The following is a 15,344-nucleotide window of genomic DNA, read 5'->3' as shown; positions in this document are numbered from 1 at the left end:
CCCTATTAAAGCTAGACTCAGCTAGGGGTGGTATTTTTTTGTTCAGTGATTTGGTGAATGGCCTTCTTAATAATCCTGAAAATGCTTAAATACTATCCGATAAAAATAGATAGGGTGGATGATCGAGTAAGAGAAAGATTAAATGGGGGTAACTATGAGACAAACTAGTAAATCAGTTCAATGTTTTTTCGTTTTTATTCTACTTATAATGTTAACAGTGACTAGTACAAGTCAAAAAGCTCATGCATCATCAGAAACAGATCCTATCATTGATGACTTTGAAAGCTATTCATCAGATGAGGAATTTAAAAGTGCATATAGGCTTTGGTCATCTGAAGGGAGTCCAATTGATTGGTCTCTAAGTCAAGAGCGTGTGAATGACGGAGCATATTCTATGAAAATTGTTGCAAATGAACCTTATGATTCTTCTTGGGTATCCCTATTTCACAATTTTCCAGTGAGTGACTGGACAGATTCTACGGGTATTTCATTTTGGATACATAATGATGCAGATAAACCGTTAGCATTTAACTTTGATGTTAAATCTGGTGCAATAGCATTTGGGCAAGAAGGAACGTTTACGGCTTCCTTAAAAGAAGATGACAGTTCTTCATGGGAAGAGCATTCTTTTGAAAGCATGCTCCGGGTTCCAGAAGGTTTCACGGGGCTTGTCCATATTGCGTGGGACCAATTTTCAGAGAAGGCATGGCAATGTCCACAGGGCTGTGACACGGATCTTAATCTAGCCTCAGTGACCGGAATTGAATTTGGCTATAATCCACAGTCGCATTCGGCGAATGACATTTATATAGATTCTATTAGTCTATGGGGCGTTGGGGGACAAGCTTTAGCTCCTGAATGGGCAACTCATGCTAACACATTTCAACTTAATTTTGCATCAGCACCCATTGATAACCCGTTAAAAGGATTTTTACCTTTTAGTGAATCGGTAGTCTGGCGCACTGAGCCGAATCAAATTCCATATAGTTTGGAGTATTTCTATATCCCTCTGAATGATATTATGCTGGATTTTGATGAATATGATTGGAGCAAGCTCGAAGCTGATCTCGATGATATCGCATCAAGAGGAAATCAGGCGATTTTCAGGGTGTATCTTGATTACCCGCATAGGCCCTCGGGAATCCCACAGTTTCTACTAGATTTGGGGTTGGAAACGAAAGACTATCATTACGAGAGTAACGGGGGGCGTAATGGAACGAGTGTATCCCCTGATTATAATGATGAGAATCTAAAGCTTGCCTTATTACAATTTATCGAAGCCCTTGGAGATCGATATGATGGCGACCCAAGAATTGGCTTCATTCAAGCTGGATTAATAGGATTCTGGGGTGAATGGCATACTCATCCACAGGATGGCTGGACTCCAGCTGGTAGCTGGGACGGTGGATTGGTTGAAGAAAAAGATGGTCGTGCAACCGATTGGATGCCAAGCCTAGCTAACCAAGAAGCGATTGTCCAAGGATTTGATACGTCGTTTGATCAAACAAAAATCCTTGTACGCTATCCAACCGGATATAATCAAAACGTAAATATTGGCTATCACGATGATTCGTTTGCTTTTCAGACGTTACCTTCTAGCTTGGGTGGAGAAGACTGGCACTTTGTCGGTCGATTACAAGCAAATCAAGTGATGGATAAATGGAAAACAGAACCAATCGGGGGAGAAATGCGTCCCGAGATTCAACTTAAAATGTGGGATAACGATCCACCCCGATATATAGGTGAACCCATTGGTGGAGCACAAGGAGAAGATTATTACAAAAGCCTAGAATTAACGCATGCGTCATGGCTGAAAATCCAAGAGGTTTTCCAAACGCCACTGGTAGGAGATGCTGTGAAACGAGCCCAGGAAGGTTCAAGGAGTTTGGGTTACGAATACTTTGTCCCAACTGCTTATGTGAATGCAACGGATGGTCAATTGCAAGCAGCCATCAACATTCAAAATACAGGTGTGGCCCCTTTCTACTATGATTGGGATATCGAAATTGCCGCAAGAGATAAGGACGGCAATTTGGAAGCATGGACAACCGATTGGGATCTAACACCCATCCTACCAAACGACAAAGACACAGAAGAACAGGATGAGACTCTACTGGAGTGGTCTAGTGACACTTCGACACTAAGTGAAGGTCAGTATGATATTTTAGTTAGAGTGGTTAATCCTTTATCGGAACATCACACTAACGCTAAGGCATTCCATTTCGCTAACGTGGAACAGGAAGAAAACGGATGGCTGAAAATTGGCCAAGTGGAGATAAAAGATCCTCAATAGAAAAAGGAAGGTCAAAAATTTTATATATCAACGAAAAAAGACCTCCAATTGGAGGAGGTCACTGAAAAAGAAGCTTTATATGAAAGTGAATCTTCTTATAAACAAAAAACAGCCTTTATTTCCTAAAATAGAAACGTTCGTCATTTGTTTGTTCAGAAAAGTAGCGGAAGGAGAAACCGAAGACTCCTACGGAACAGAACGAGTCTGAAGACATTGAAGTGGTGCACTTCCACTTCAAGGGCTGAGGCCGTTCCCGTGGAAAGCGTAGGTTTCTCCTGGAGCGGTGCATATGAGCTTAATTCTGGATGACTTTTTCAGTGGCCTCAATTTGAGGTCTTTTTTGATGCTCAAAAAAGAAATTAACTTTTAACTCTTTGGATGGAAGGGTATGGAAGTGAAAAAGGGGGCGCTGTGTATGGGAAAAATCTCTCGGATAGCTGGAACTGCATCAATAGCTTTTCTCCTCATTGGATGCCAAACTTCAGAGGATGAGACAGAAGCACTGGAGACAGAGCAAGTAGAAGATCTTACACCAGATGAGCATAACAATGGAGATGTTCAAGAAGATGCCAATGATGGAACTGAGGAGACCCAAGAAAATACTAATGACCTAGATGCTTATGCAGAAACTGAAGAGACGCCAAATTACTTCATCGATACAAACTCTATAGACGGTGAAATCGATGGTGTTTTCGATTTCTATACCGCCTTCTCCATTAGACGCGATGCAGAACAAGACTTGTTAGCTGAAGATCGCTTAGAGATGTCACTGATCGACAATGATCCTTCTGAACAAGAACTTCTTAGCTCATTTGCTGATTTGTCAGTAGAGGGGTCAATTCTTTATGTGAATTTTAATGTTGATGATAATCAATTAGCAGCCACCTCCGCACAAAGTAGTTTATTCTATAATTCGTTGATTGGAATAAGTGATTTATACGGGATTGAAGAGATCATATTTCTAAATCCTGATGGAGAGGAAGATATTATTGTAGCTGAAAGGGGAGTAGATAAGCCCATTAAAGTTGAAGATGAAAGAGGTCTTTCACGTGGCTATTATACAATCTACGATGAAGGATTAGAGCAGACCTTGTTTCTTTCTGGTGGAGAGATAGGGGAACAGTTGGAAAATGAAGACGGAGAGCCGTTATCCTTTCCAGAAACGGTTGAGGTGATGCAGATGGTTGATGATGAGGGAGCATTCTATTCTTCCGCGGTTGTTGAAGGAATTGAAATTGTTGATGCATCGTTTGAGGACGGTCATGCTGTTGTTCAATACACAATGGACGAAGCTATCGTCACAGATTCAGACCGCATTGTGTTTGAGAACGCAATACAGCTGACAGCGCTTGATTTTCATGCGAAAGAAGTCCGTTTGATTAATAATACTGCTCAAGAGATTATCACATATCCTTTAATGGGATAATTATCATATATAAATACAAGAAAGGACAGGTATGTAGCGCCCTGTCCTTCCTTAGTACGTTTATAGATCAACCTTAAGCGTGCCCAACATCTTGGCAAATTTCGGATCGTGATACGATAAGAAAAGACTTTCTCCTGTATCAAGGGAGGTAATTTGTTCGATATCATTTTGGCTCAACTCAAAGTTAAAAATGTCGAAGTTTTCGACGATCCGCTCTTTACGCACCGATTTTGGTATAGCTACGACATTACGCTGAACAAGCCAGCGTAACACAACCTGGGCAACAGACTTGTTGTGTTTTTCTGCAATGGAGGTTAGTACCTCATTGCCAAACATGTTGTTGAGCCCCTCAGCAAACGGTGCCCATGATTGGTGCTGCACTCCTTCTTCCTTCATAAAAGCAGCGCTATCGTTCTGTTGATAGAATGGGTGTGTTTCAATCTGATTGATGGCAGGAACGATTTCGTTGTGCACGATGAGGTCCATCAAGCGGTCAGGCAAAAAGTTGCTGACACCGATGGCCTTTATCTTTCCTTCACGGTAAAGGTCTTCCATTGCACGCCAAGCACCATAGTAATCGCAAAACGGCTGATGAATAAGATACAGGTCGAGATAGTCGAGTTGAAGCTTATTTAAGGATTTTTCAAATGCTAGCTTAGCACTTTCATAACCAGCATCCTGAATCCAGAGCTTCGTTGTGATAAACAGCTCCTCACGCGGTACGCCACTCCGTTTGATCGCCTGCCCGACTGCTTCTTCGTTCATGTAACCCGCAGCAGTATCAATCAGGCGATAACCAGCCATTAATGCTTCATATACCGCATTCTCACACTCTTGTGCATCGGGAACTTGATAAACACCGAAGCCAAGGATTGGCATTTTTACTCCATTATTCAATGTCACAGTTTGCATTGTTCATCCTCCCAAAATTTAAAATGTAAAGTGGCAAGCGACCGCTGAAAATGCACCATAATGGGGCATTTCTTTTATGGCCGACTTGCATTACAATAAGCGTATCTCCTTCGTGTAACACGAAGGCAAGCGGTTACTAAATAATTATTTGAATAATTTTCTTATTATTGTATAGTTATGAACCCCAATACCTATTTAAACCAAGCGAACGAAAATGGATGCCGACACCTGCGGGATAAGAAGGTTCAATGAGATGAATCGACGTAGTCGAATTAGCTCATTACCTTCCCGCGGTAAGCGTGCCCCCATTTTCGGGAGCGGCAGCCAAAGAAACAAAACTAAGTTACACATAAGCACGGACTATAAATTTTACATGCATACCGTCAAAGAAGCTGCCCTGTTAACAGGACTTACTGAGCACGCTGTACGCTATTATACTGATAAAGGGCTGGTGCCAAGTATACAGCGCAACGACCAGAATATTCGATTGTTCGATGCCGAGTCCATCAACTGGCTGTATGGTGTCAAATGGCAAACAGGAATGCCGATTGAAGTCATCAAAAAGTACGTTGATCTCTGCATGGAAGGGGATTCAACCATTCCAGAGCGATCCGAAATAATGATGGAACATAAAAAAGCAGCGCTCGTTCAGCTCGAAGAAGCCAAACAGCGCGTCGCCCACTTAGAAGAGAAAACCATTTTATATCAAGCGATCCTAGAAGAACGTACCCCAGATACCACCAACCCCGGAAAGTGGGACAAATTTCGGCATACTCATCGTGATGTTTTTTATAAGCTATCGTAAAAGAAATTCGAAGTTACACAAATCCGAATAGAAGGAAGAGGTGTTCTACATGATTCAAGGAAAAGTGAATATTAAACAACTCACAGATAAAATCGAGAAGCAACATGAGAACTTTTTGTTGGCAAGTACCAACGATCATTGTGTTCGTGTTGCGGTATTTGAAGGTGTATATGGATGGCATAGTCACCCAAATTCAGATGAAAGCTTTTTAGTTCTTGAAGGAGAATTAATCATTGATATCGAGGGTGAAGATGAACCAGTTGTGTTAAAACCCAATGACTTTTACAGCATTTATGCAGGTACAGTGCATAGAACACGTTCTACATGTCGAACGGTTAACTTGTGTTTCGAGAAGGAAGAGGCAGAAACGGTTTTTATGAAATAATGATACCAAGAGTTTAACTAATGAGAGATATAGTGTTTTCATAAAAAGCACTCTTTTATATGGTACAATAAATAACATATAATCCATTTAAAAGAAGGTGCATGATGAATCAACTAAGGACAGCTACTAAGATAATGGTAGAAACAAAGACTAGTATACTTGATGAATTTTCTGTACAAATCCAAACGAATACACCTGATACAGAATATAAAATCACTTTAAGTGCAGAAGATGATCATAATAAAGGCTTCGAATCCCACGCAATGTTTAAAAGCGACCAGACTGGTTTCATCGACTTAACCACACAAGCGCCTACCAGCGGAAGTTATCAAAAGATAGACGCCAAGGGTTTGCTCTATTCTATGAAGGCTAAGGATCAAAAAGAAAGAATGTTTGTTAAACATGCTTCGGAACCTATTCGATTCACCATAAAGGTGCGGGATACAGAAAATCATGTGTTAGATGAAAAAACATTTATTCGAACCTTCAAACCAGACCATATAGTAAGAGAAGAAATTAGGGGAGAAGTAATTGGTACGTTGTTCTACCCAGCGCATAAAAATGCTTTACCTGCGATTGTTATCTTAGGAGGTTCGGATGCCTCTGTACATGAAGCAGCCGCAGCCATTCTTGCTTCCCAAGGGTATGCCGTGTTGGCTTTAGCATACTTTGGGAAGGACGGTTTGCCTAAGGGCATTGAACACATTCCTCTTGAATACGTAGATAAAGCATTCCAGCTATTAGAGAAAAAAACGTATGTCGATCCATTAAGATTAGGGATCATTGGTCATTCTAGGGGTTCTGAGCTTGCCCTTTTATATGCTTCTCACTATTCAAAAGTGAAAGCCGTTATTGCTACGGCTCCAAGTGGGGCTATTTTTTCAGGAATGGTTAACTTCCAGCTAACCTCAAATCCTGCTTGGACATATAAAGACATGCCTTTTGAGTTCTTTCCAGTAAAAAATACATTAAAAGATTCATTAGCTCTCATTCATCATATGTTGTTTAGAAAGCCATACTCTGGGATAGAAGCAATGAAAAAGAATATAGACGATGAAGAAAAACTGGACTTATACGCTATTCCAGTTCAGGATATTAATGCTCCGATTATGTTCTTTGCAGGGTCAGATGATCATATTCAGCCAGCAGAATTATTTACTGAAAGAATGAGGAAAGCTCTAATTGAGCATGAATATAAAGAGAAACATAAATTTATGATCCATGCAGGTGCAGGACACTTCTCCGCTTACCCAAGTAGTTTGCCAAACATGCCTCAAACCGTAGCAGACACAAACTTTATGACTTTTGTTTATGGAGGAACAAAACAAGCAAATAGTAAAGCAGCCCATCAGTCCTGGCAGGAGACAATTGAGTTTTTATCTGAGCATTTAGGAGCGGTGGAAAAAGTCTAGAATGGTTATAAGACGAATGAAAAGATGAAAGGTTGCTACAATTTGCTAGCAGTAGATTCTTTACAATAGGAATGCAGAAGCTTATGCTTGGATTGGAAAGATGATATATGTATATAAAAAGAGCTAATTTAGCTCTTTTTTTGTTTGATAGAGGAGGTTACTATGAAAAACGTGATCCTTATGATATCTGGAACACTCATTATAGCGTTAAGTATTACATTGCTGGCGATGCCGCATTCAATTGCTGATGGGGGCATTCTTGGATTAGCTTTATTAATTTACTATGCCATAGGGGTATCACCCTCCATTGTAGTTTTTGGATTGTTCGTGGTGATTACGTTATTTAGTTATAAATATTTATCTAAATCGGTTGTTTTAAAAACGATCGTGACCGTGCCGATGCTTTCTTTCTTCACCTATCTAACTGAACCATACGGCATTGTTTTGGAGGATCCTTTGGTTGCGGCTATTTTCTTTGGTCTTTTGTCTGGGGTTGGCTTTGGCTTAGTGATCTATTCTGGAAGTTCTATCGGAGGCACTTCGACCATTGCGTTATTACTAAAGAAGAAATTTGGTTGGGATGTGATCTTTACCGCCTTCATCATGGATGTGATCATTGTTTTAGCGGGGGTATTCATCATCGGTGTCCTAAATACGTTGTATACGGTCATCGCCTTATTTATAGGTAAAGTAGCGAGTGATTATGTCATTGGAGGCTTAGATAGTAAAAAAGCATTTGTCATTGTCTCAAGTAAACATGATGAGATTGCCAAAAGGGTAGTAACAAATCTTGCTTCAAGTGCTACCTATATAAATGGAAAGGGCGTCTATGCGAATCAGGAGCAAAAGATGCTGTATGTCCTTATCAAAAATCATAAAGTGATGCAGCTCAGAAGAATTATTAATGAGATCGATCCAGATGCATTCGTTGTGGTGAATAATGTGAAAGACGTTTCTGGGGGAACTTTTTTTGGTAGCAATTGAATAATGACAAAAGTACAATAAAAAAAGCTATCTATACAAATAGATAGCTTTTTAAGATGATTTATTAAGCTTTTCAAGTATATCCTGGACGGTACTTGCTGTTTGCAAATTAGTACGACTATATTGCTTAGAATCAAGTGTGTTTAAAATTAATTCTGAAGACATTCCGGTCACATATAATTCTGCTCCCTGCAATTTAATTACATCTCTTAAGCGAACTAAGTCTGGTAAGAGCAGCTCATTAAAAGTAACGACACCTGACAGGTCAACAATAATCGTTTGTAGCCGCTTAGATACAATTTCCTCTGTTGTACATGTTAGAATGTTCATGAAACGTTCTTGACTCATGGTTCCTATGAGGGGGAGTACAGCCACCCCTTTTGTTAATGGAACAATGGGACAGGCTAACGTCTGCACTTCCTTTTGAGCTTCTTTTAAGCTAGCTTCAAGGTTCTTTTCAATCGTGACATCCTTCTGAACCCCGATGAAGTAATGCTTTTCTTCTGCCTCAATATAAAGGTGATCAACAGTCAAACTATTCCAGAAGCCTTTCCCGCATTTCTTATAATTATAAAGCGTCACAGTAATAGAAGCATTCGCTTCAATCGCTTGTTTTAACGCATGAACTTGATGTTTATCTGTATCTTCTCCTTGAAGGAAACGGCAGTTCTGCCCGATAATCTCACCAGAATCATATCCAGTCATATCATAAAAGCCATAATTGGCATAAATAATTGGATTGTCTTCGAGTTGGGGATCCGTAATAAGTACTCCAGCCCTTGTTTGATCTAATGCCTCGAAAAGAAGTTCTTTAGTTGCAATTGTGCGCTCCATTAGCACCTCCACTATTTGTTGACCAAGCGTAACACAATGGTTACGGGAATGATATGGTTTTATTTACATATATAAAGCAAGCACACATCAAAGTGTGCTTGCTTTACTGAACACTTAGAGCAAGATTTGATTAGATACCTACCCTACAGTGAGAAGAATATCTTTTCACTAAACATAGGGTATGTAGGATGGGGAGACCCCCACCCTTAAAACTAATCAAGATTTCGCAGTTTCTGTTTCCTCGAGAACTTGTTCTAGATGATGAATCTCCTCCTCAATTGCCGCTGAAAAGGGACTATCTTCTTTAGTCGCTTTTCCCTGTAGCATTTTGAGGAACTCTAGCTCTCGTTGAAACAGTTCTCGCTCTAAGCGATGAATCATAGATATCCTCCTCACTATTAGTTGGTAGATACCTATATTCTCTGCTTACCCTACCTAGAGTGGTTGTAACCTTATATGAGGATAATAATTAAAGTGTAGTAAAATCACCATTCTCTACATCCCAATGACATATGCTAAACTAAAGATATTCTCTACATAAAGGGGGCATTCATTTGACGATTCAACAGTTAACAGATCAAGAGTTTGAACAAGCCTTTCAATTAAGCTGTTACGCATTCCATGCCATTGACCCAGAGGCCTCACGTCCAGTTGCAGAACTTGAATGGAAGGAGGTAACAAGCTTTGGAGAGGTATCGGATGGGCAGGTACTTGCTAAGTTGGAGCTGTTACCTTTTAGTGTGAATATCTACGGGAAAGCGATGAAAATGGCCGGAGTTGGGGGAGTGGCAACCTATCCAGAGCAACGCAGAAAAGGTCTTATCAAGCAATTATTAATCCATTCGCTTAAGGACATGCGTAGCAAAGGACAGCTTCTTTCATACCTTGCCCCATTCTCGGTTGGTTTTTATCGAAAGTATGGCTGGGAAATGGCTTTTGATGAAGTCACGTATACCCTTGAAAAAACACAGCTTCCAAAGCCCAACCCACTCGTTGAAGGGCAAATAGAACGTGTCTCATACTCGGACAAACGCATTCGTACAGTCTATGAAAACGCACAAAGCCACGGAAAGCTGAACCGCGAAGAGTGGTGGTGGAAAAGCCTTGAATATAGGTACAGAAAACATAACATCGCACTCTACACGGATCAATCAGGGTCGCCGCTTGCTTATATGGTTTACCAATTCAAGGATCGTCAGCTTGAAACGGAAGAGCTCCTCTATACAGAGCCAGCTGGCTTAGACGCTCTTCTTGCGTTCATCGGACAGCATGACTCCATGATTCAATCTGCTGAAATTACGGTACCAGCATCGGATCATTTGAATTATGTTTTGCCAGATCCTAAAACCAAAGCTGAAATTATGCCTTACTTTATGGCCAGGGTTGTTGATGTGCAAGCGTTTTTATTAGCATTTCCATTTCTTAAATCCGAAGGCGGAAACTATACCATTCAAGTTGAAGACCCTTGTGCAGAGTGGAACAACAAGACCTTCTCTCTTTCTATAACAAATGAAGAGATAAGCTGTGAAGTCACAAGCGATATGGAAGCGCCTTCAATGAAGATGAGCATCCAAACCCTCAGTGGGTTGATGCTCGGTTACCGACGTCCTTCTCTTTATATCAAACAAGGTTTGATCAAAGGAGATAAACAGAAAATAGAAGCGTTTGTAAGTCATATTCCCGATGAAGAGCCTGCTCTTGTTGATTTCTTTTGAGATAGGACCCCAGCTATTTGCTGGGGTCTTATTTAGTGCATATCATCTTTTCTATTGAGAATTATTATCAATTAATGTAGACTAAATGATAATGTTGCACGCATATGAGGGGAGAGATTACGCAATGCAAATATACTGGACTAAAATCAATAAGATCATTGACGAAACGCGTGAGGTAAAGACTTACTTGCTCGACTGCCCGCAAGATTTCACATGGGAGGAAGGCTCCCACACTCACTTTGCACTAAAAGGTTTTAATGCGGGAGAGAAACCAAACCGCAGCCTGATTCGTCACATGTCCATTTCTACGTTGCCGAACGAGAAATCCATTGGGATTACAACACGTATTAGAGAGCAGTGCTCTGAATTTAAAACGATTTTAAGAAACCTTGGTGTTGGTGATGAAGTGGCCATTTTCAAAACACATTCGAATGTACCACTTAAAAGAGAAGACAAAAATGTGTATCTGCTGTCATCAGGTGTTGGGCTGGCAACATTCAGACCACTTGTCCTTAATTATTTAGAACGTGCTGACAACGTTCATCAGATTCATTCCTTAAATATTGATTCATCCAAAGATTATTTATTTACGACTATATTTAATTCTGTCCCAGACAAGAAGTTCACATCACGGTTTGTCTCTACCCGTAAAGACTACTATGAAGAAGTGAATAATCTTTCTGCAGACAAGGATGGACTCTTTTATGTTGTTGGTAGCGACGAATTTCTCATGCAGAATATTGCCATATTGCGTGAGCAGGGCATTAAACCAGAACAAATCATGCTCGACAAGCATGAACAACAGCTACCTGAATTTTTGTCGTAACGGCTGCGATATGTAAATCTTCATCTTTCTTTTTGTTAAAAGAGAGATGAGGATTTTTTTGTTAAAAAATGAAATCCTATCATTACTTTGTATATGTATTAAAAAACTGGTTTGGTTTTTTATGGGTGAAGGGAAAGGGGTAATAGAGAACAAGAAAAGGGGCGTACTAATGAAAAAAATGAGTGTAGTTACAGGAGCTGTATGTACCGTATTTCTGCTCGCTGCTTGTCAGAGTGGGGAGATGGATGATTCCGCACCTGATTCAGCCAATGGAACAGCAGATTCTCCAACAGAAAATGAAGAAGTGGAGAATACAGATGATATGAATGAAACGGAGAGCGATGTGAACGAAGAAGAAGGGACGGAAACAGAAGACATAGAAACAGATTCAGAGACCGATGCAGTTGAGACAGAGAATGAACCTAGCTATGAAGAACAGGTTGTCCAAGAAGGAGAGGAACAAGAGGCGACGACATCAAAAGAAAACAATTATATGCAGAATGGCACATTTACCGGCGGGGAAATAACAGATGGAAGAAGTGTAGGGGATATTGACTCTGGAATACATGACGAGTATGAGAGGTTGGTTCTTGATATTTATGAAGGGTCATATCAAGAGCTTGAGGGTCCTGCAGTCATACCCAATCACTTTGAAGTCACAAAAGAAGCATACCCTTCTCGACTTGTTTATACGTTGCGCGGAATTCGTGGGATGCCAGAAGAGATACCCGATTTCTCAAGCATGGATCTTTTTTCATACATGGAAATCGTTCCGTACTTTGATGATGCCACGATACAATTAGCGGTTTATATGCAAGAATCTGTTGAGTTTGAGGTGTTTGAGATGCATGATCCCGCTAAGATTGTGACGGATGTCAGTAGGGTGGAAAGAGAAGATGAAGCTGCTACCATTTTTTCCGTTAGAACGGCATCTACTCCACAGGGGGAGTCAACTATTAATATTGAAGGCGCAGGATCAGAGTTTACAGAACGTGGCGCAGAGCAGGTGAGAACCTTGCACTCAGATGGCTTCACGGTATTTGTAGAAGAGGGGTACTATCATACTATGGAAGAAGCTGAAGAGAGAAAAACAGAACTGGAGAATGACGGGGTTGAACATGAACTTCACATTGAAGAACGTGGAATGTTGGACATACCTGAGAATATTGATGAATGATGGTTTAAGACGAAACGTAGGCATCTGATGAGACACTTAGATATAAACGAAAACATTCGAGTATCTTCTAAGGGCACGTTCCTATAACAAGGACCAGTGCTCTTTTTTATTTTATACAAAGGATTTTGGATAAAATTGTAGAAAGATAGTGTGAACGTAGTAAACGGCTATGCTCATGACTAGGAGGGTTACATGGCTATTTATTTGGTTCGTCATGGTAGGGACGATGAAGGATATCGAGGCGGTTGGAGCCAAAGAGGTCTCATTGAAGAAGGCAAACAACAGGCAAAGAAGTTAGCTGCATTTTTAAAGAGGGAAGAACATACGTTTAAAGTTAATCGAGTCATGAGCAGCGACTTAGCAAGAGCTTTGGAAACCGCAGAGAAGATTGGTCGGGAACTTAATGTCGATGTAGTTGAGACTGATCACTGGAGAGAGACGAATAATGGGGTCTTAGCGGGTATGCCGAATGAGGAAGCGGATCAAAAATATCCCGGATTATATTATAACAGCTTAGAGATGGATGAACGGTTTCCAGGTGGGGAAAGTCCAAATGAAAATTTCACAAGAATAAAAGAGGCATTTGAGATGGAATGTAGGGGACAGATTGAATCCAATCACCAAGATGACGTATTCATTGTCACTCACGGTGGAGTGATCAACATCATCTACCACATTCTAAAAGACAAAACATGGTCAAACAAAAATAAGAAATTCCCTATTAACTATACGAGCCTACACAAAATAGAATACGTAAAAGGTAAGTGGGTTTTGACGATGGAAAATATGACGGAACATTTAGAATAAGGAAAGGTGGTTCTCTTCTTGGATGGTCAATATGCTGTGGGGTGGGGTACACTTGCATTAATCAATGCAGGTTTAGCACAAGGTAAAAATAGAACGGGACTTAACTGGTTTTTGCTTTCTTTATTACTCGGACCAGTGGCAACATTTATTTTGTTGTTTGTAGAGAAAAGGGAAACGTAGTCCTAAAACGAGATACATATAATTGATTAAAAGAAGGGGTGAAAGATGCCAGATAACGACAGTAGACCTTTATTAACTAAAACTAAAAGGAGCTAATCTTCAGCATCAAAGTATAGTTCTTCTGATTCCAGGGCTTCAATTCCTTCTCTAACTTTTCTTTCATCATAATTAACGTATAAATGACGATTTATGTAGCAGCGTAGTTGATATTCTATATCTTTTAGTTCATGTGATTTCTCTTCTACTTCTTCTAGGAGTTGTGTACCTTCAGTAATATTACCTAAACGTAAATTTATAAAAGCTAATTCACCTTTAGATTTATTTCCTAAAATAGAATCTCTATGACCTTCAGTTGTGAGCGCTTCGATTATGTAATGTTCCGCTTCATCTTGCAGATCTTGTCTAAGTCGATTAAAAGCGTACCCTTGATAGATTAAAGCCCGGGCAAATGGACTACTGGCTGAATCAGTAATTAATGCTTCATATAATGTATCCGCTTCTTCGTATTTTATTCCATAAATTCTTCCAATCCTTCTCTGCTCTCTTCAATTTGATCCATCCTATAAATAATCCAGTTAATCCATGAAACGCAAATTTGATATTTATTGATAGACCAAACTTTTTTAGAAATATACTCTTTCTTATTAATATCATGTATTTCTAATTCTACCTCGTAACCATCAATTATAATTGGTAGTCCGTAAAAGAAAAAATAATCTCTTGATTGTTAATGTTAATTTGATAAATGGTAGTGAACATATATTTAGCCCCTTTTCCTTTTATTTTTTGGACTGCTGAAGCAATGAATCAGTCCCCTTAAGGGGAACTTTTTTCCCCTTTTGCACGAAGTCTCGAAGTAAGAGGATAAGGAGCTTGTCAAAGGTGATCTAAGGTGTAAAGTTTTTGCGCTTGCCCTTTAATCAAAAGTTTACTCCTTTTACACATATCTCCTTTTTGGTTTATTGATTTCTGTTTGTCAGTTCCCAATACTTAGCTAGGTCAAACTCTTTTTTAAGAATAGTTTGATTTTTATGAAATGAAGGTAGAGTATGTTAAGTGAATTTTAAACGGAGGTGAAAATTCATGAGTGCCACGACTATTGACATCTTTATCTATTTTATTATTGGAGTTGTAACATTTTCCTTAGGCATGTTGACTTACGCAACAATTAAGAAAAAAAATAGTGAAAACAGCTGAATGGTTATCTAAAGTCATATATTAAAAAGGCGCTAACTCCTTACTTAAAGAGTTGCGCTTTTTTAATTCTATCCCCGCCCAAAATTTATGCCTTTTGGATTAAATCTGTCTATTAATTTATATGGGTTTAGAGAGCTTCAAAAGGTTGTTTTTTATTTTTTGAACGTCACAAAAATAAGTCATACCTTTAGGTAGGATCTGATTCACAAATTATTAAAATAGGAGAAAATGGAATAGAAAAGAATAGAGGTAAAAACTTTAAAAGACCTAAATATGAATTATGATTCCTAATCAAGAACTCAATAATACCGAATATTATATGTGAAAAAATTTAGTTAAACTTTACGCACCTAAGAATCTACGTTATAGTGAAAATAAGAAGAAGTAATAC

The 15,344-nt window shown here is 39.5% G+C and carries 14 protein-coding genes; 11 read left to right on the top strand and 3 right to left on the bottom strand.

The genetic code is table 11. The features are described 5' to 3' along the window. Positions 1–154: 154 nt before the first annotated feature. The gene (locus FN960_RS04545) at positions 155–2,293 is read left to right on the top strand and encodes a DUF4832 domain-containing protein (RefSeq protein WP_185970919.1); all 2,139 of its coding nucleotides are present in this window, start codon (positions 155–157) and stop codon (positions 2,291–2,293) included. Between the two features lie 415 nt (positions 2,294–2,708). After that, entirely contained in the window at positions 2,709–3,719 is a 1,011-nt protein-coding gene (locus FN960_RS04540) for a hypothetical protein (protein WP_143847348.1), read from the top strand. A 60-nt stretch (positions 3,720–3,779) separates the two neighbouring features. On the opposite strand, the gene FN960_RS04535 is transcribed toward FN960_RS04540, so the two are convergent. Next, positions 3,780–4,631: an aldo/keto reductase gene (locus tag FN960_RS04535; RefSeq protein ID WP_143847346.1), complete on the bottom strand. Its 852-nt coding sequence runs from the start codon at positions 4,629–4,631 to the stop codon at positions 3,780–3,782. Positions 4,632–5,004: 373 nt separating this feature from the next. Between FN960_RS04535 and FN960_RS04530 the strand changes: the two genes are divergently transcribed. The 4 genes from FN960_RS04530 (at position 5,005) to FN960_RS04515 (ending at position 8,217) form a co-directional block, all read left to right on the top strand. Further along, positions 5,005–5,436, top strand: coding sequence for a MerR family transcriptional regulator (locus FN960_RS04530; RefSeq protein WP_143847672.1), 432 nt, complete (start codon positions 5,005–5,007; stop codon positions 5,434–5,436). A gap of 49 nt (positions 5,437–5,485) precedes the next feature. After that, positions 5,486–5,821 carry a cupin domain-containing protein gene (locus FN960_RS04525; protein ID WP_143847344.1) on the top strand — a complete coding sequence of 112 codons (336 nt, stop codon included), beginning with the start codon at positions 5,486–5,488 and terminating at the stop codon, positions 5,819–5,821. A gap of 101 nt (positions 5,822–5,922) precedes the next feature. Beyond that, positions 5,923–7,233, top strand: coding sequence for an acyl-CoA thioesterase/bile acid-CoA:amino acid N-acyltransferase family protein (locus tag FN960_RS04520; RefSeq protein WP_143847342.1), 1,311 nt, complete (start codon positions 5,923–5,925; stop codon positions 7,231–7,233). A gap of 162 nt (positions 7,234–7,395) precedes the next feature. Continuing rightward, the gene (locus tag FN960_RS04515) at positions 7,396–8,217 is read left to right on the top strand and encodes a YitT family protein (protein WP_143847340.1); all 822 of its coding nucleotides are present in this window, start codon (positions 7,396–7,398) and stop codon (positions 8,215–8,217) included. 51 nt (positions 8,218–8,268) lie between these two features. Here the strand turns inward: FN960_RS04515 and ytvA are convergent, their stop codons facing one another. Both ytvA and FN960_RS22735 read right to left on the bottom strand, forming a co-directional pair. Continuing rightward, a complete protein-coding gene (gene ytvA, locus FN960_RS04510; RefSeq protein WP_143847338.1) occupies positions 8,269–9,051 on the bottom strand; it encodes a YtvA family blue-light photoreceptor in 783 nt (260 codons plus the stop codon). Positions 9,052–9,267: 216 nt separating this feature from the next. After that, entirely contained in the window at positions 9,268–9,432 is a 165-nt protein-coding gene (locus tag FN960_RS22735; RefSeq protein WP_185970917.1) for a hypothetical protein, read from the bottom strand. Positions 9,433–9,605: 173 nt separating this feature from the next. Here FN960_RS22735 and FN960_RS04505 point away from each other — a divergent pair, with 173 nt between their 5' ends. From FN960_RS04505 to FN960_RS22730, 5 genes are all read left to right on the top strand, one after another. Continuing rightward, positions 9,606–10,766 (top strand): GNAT family N-acetyltransferase, encoded by a 1,161-nt coding sequence (locus FN960_RS04505; protein WP_143847336.1) that lies wholly within the window; start codon positions 9,606–9,608, stop codon positions 10,764–10,766. A 124-nt stretch (positions 10,767–10,890) separates the two neighbouring features. Further along, positions 10,891–11,592, top strand: a complete 702-nt coding sequence (locus FN960_RS04500; protein ID WP_143847334.1) for a ferredoxin reductase domain-containing protein — start codon at positions 10,891–10,893, stop codon at positions 11,590–11,592. Between the two features lie 169 nt (positions 11,593–11,761). Then, entirely contained in the window at positions 11,762–12,769 is a 1,008-nt protein-coding gene (locus FN960_RS04495) for a hypothetical protein (RefSeq protein WP_143847333.1), read from the top strand. Positions 12,770–12,961: 192 nt separating this feature from the next. After that, positions 12,962–13,576: a histidine phosphatase family protein gene (locus FN960_RS04490; protein ID WP_143847331.1), complete on the top strand. Its 615-nt coding sequence runs from the start codon at positions 12,962–12,964 to the stop codon at positions 13,574–13,576. Between the two features lie 18 nt (positions 13,577–13,594). Continuing rightward, the gene (locus tag FN960_RS22730) at positions 13,595–13,756 is read left to right on the top strand and encodes a hypothetical protein (protein WP_185970916.1); all 162 of its coding nucleotides are present in this window, start codon (positions 13,595–13,597) and stop codon (positions 13,754–13,756) included. Positions 13,757–15,344 lie beyond the last annotated feature (1,588 nt).

This window comes from Alkalicoccobacillus porphyridii, from assembly GCF_007293315.1.
GTDB classification, from domain to species: Bacteria; Bacillota; Bacilli; order Bacillales; family Bacillaceae_D; genus Alkalicoccobacillus; species Alkalicoccobacillus porphyridii.
Note: the sequence above shows the minus strand (reverse complement) of the source record. Positions and strands in the feature narration are given on the sequence as shown.

Coding starts and splice junctions, on each gene's coding strand:
- FN960_RS04545 (WP_185970919.1), top strand. CDS start 155: ATGAGACAAACTAGTAAATCAGTTCAATGTTTTTTCGTTTTTATTCTA.
- FN960_RS04540 (WP_143847348.1), top strand. CDS start 2,709: ATGGGAAAAATCTCTCGGATAGCTGGAACTGCATCAATAGCTTTTCTC.
- FN960_RS04535 (WP_143847346.1), bottom strand. CDS start 4,631: ATGCAAACTGTGACATTGAATAATGGAGTAAAAATGCCAATCCTTGGC.
- FN960_RS04530 (WP_143847672.1), top strand. CDS start 5,005: ATGCATACCGTCAAAGAAGCTGCCCTGTTAACAGGACTTACTGAGCAC.
- FN960_RS04525 (WP_143847344.1), top strand. CDS start 5,486: ATGATTCAAGGAAAAGTGAATATTAAACAACTCACAGATAAAATCGAG.
- FN960_RS04520 (WP_143847342.1), top strand. CDS start 5,923: ATGATGAATCAACTAAGGACAGCTACTAAGATAATGGTAGAAACAAAG.
- FN960_RS04515 (WP_143847340.1), top strand. CDS start 7,396: ATGAAAAACGTGATCCTTATGATATCTGGAACACTCATTATAGCGTTA.
- ytvA (WP_143847338.1), bottom strand. CDS start 9,051: ATGGAGCGCACAATTGCAACTAAAGAACTTCTTTTCGAGGCATTAGAT.
- FN960_RS22735 (WP_185970917.1), bottom strand. CDS start 9,432: ATGATTCATCGCTTAGAGCGAGAACTGTTTCAACGAGAGCTAGAGTTC.
- FN960_RS04500 (WP_143847334.1), top strand. CDS start 10,891: ATGCAAATATACTGGACTAAAATCAATAAGATCATTGACGAAACGCGT.
- FN960_RS04495 (WP_143847333.1), top strand. CDS start 11,762: ATGAAAAAAATGAGTGTAGTTACAGGAGCTGTATGTACCGTATTTCTG.
- FN960_RS04490 (WP_143847331.1), top strand. CDS start 12,962: ATGGCTATTTATTTGGTTCGTCATGGTAGGGACGATGAAGGATATCGA.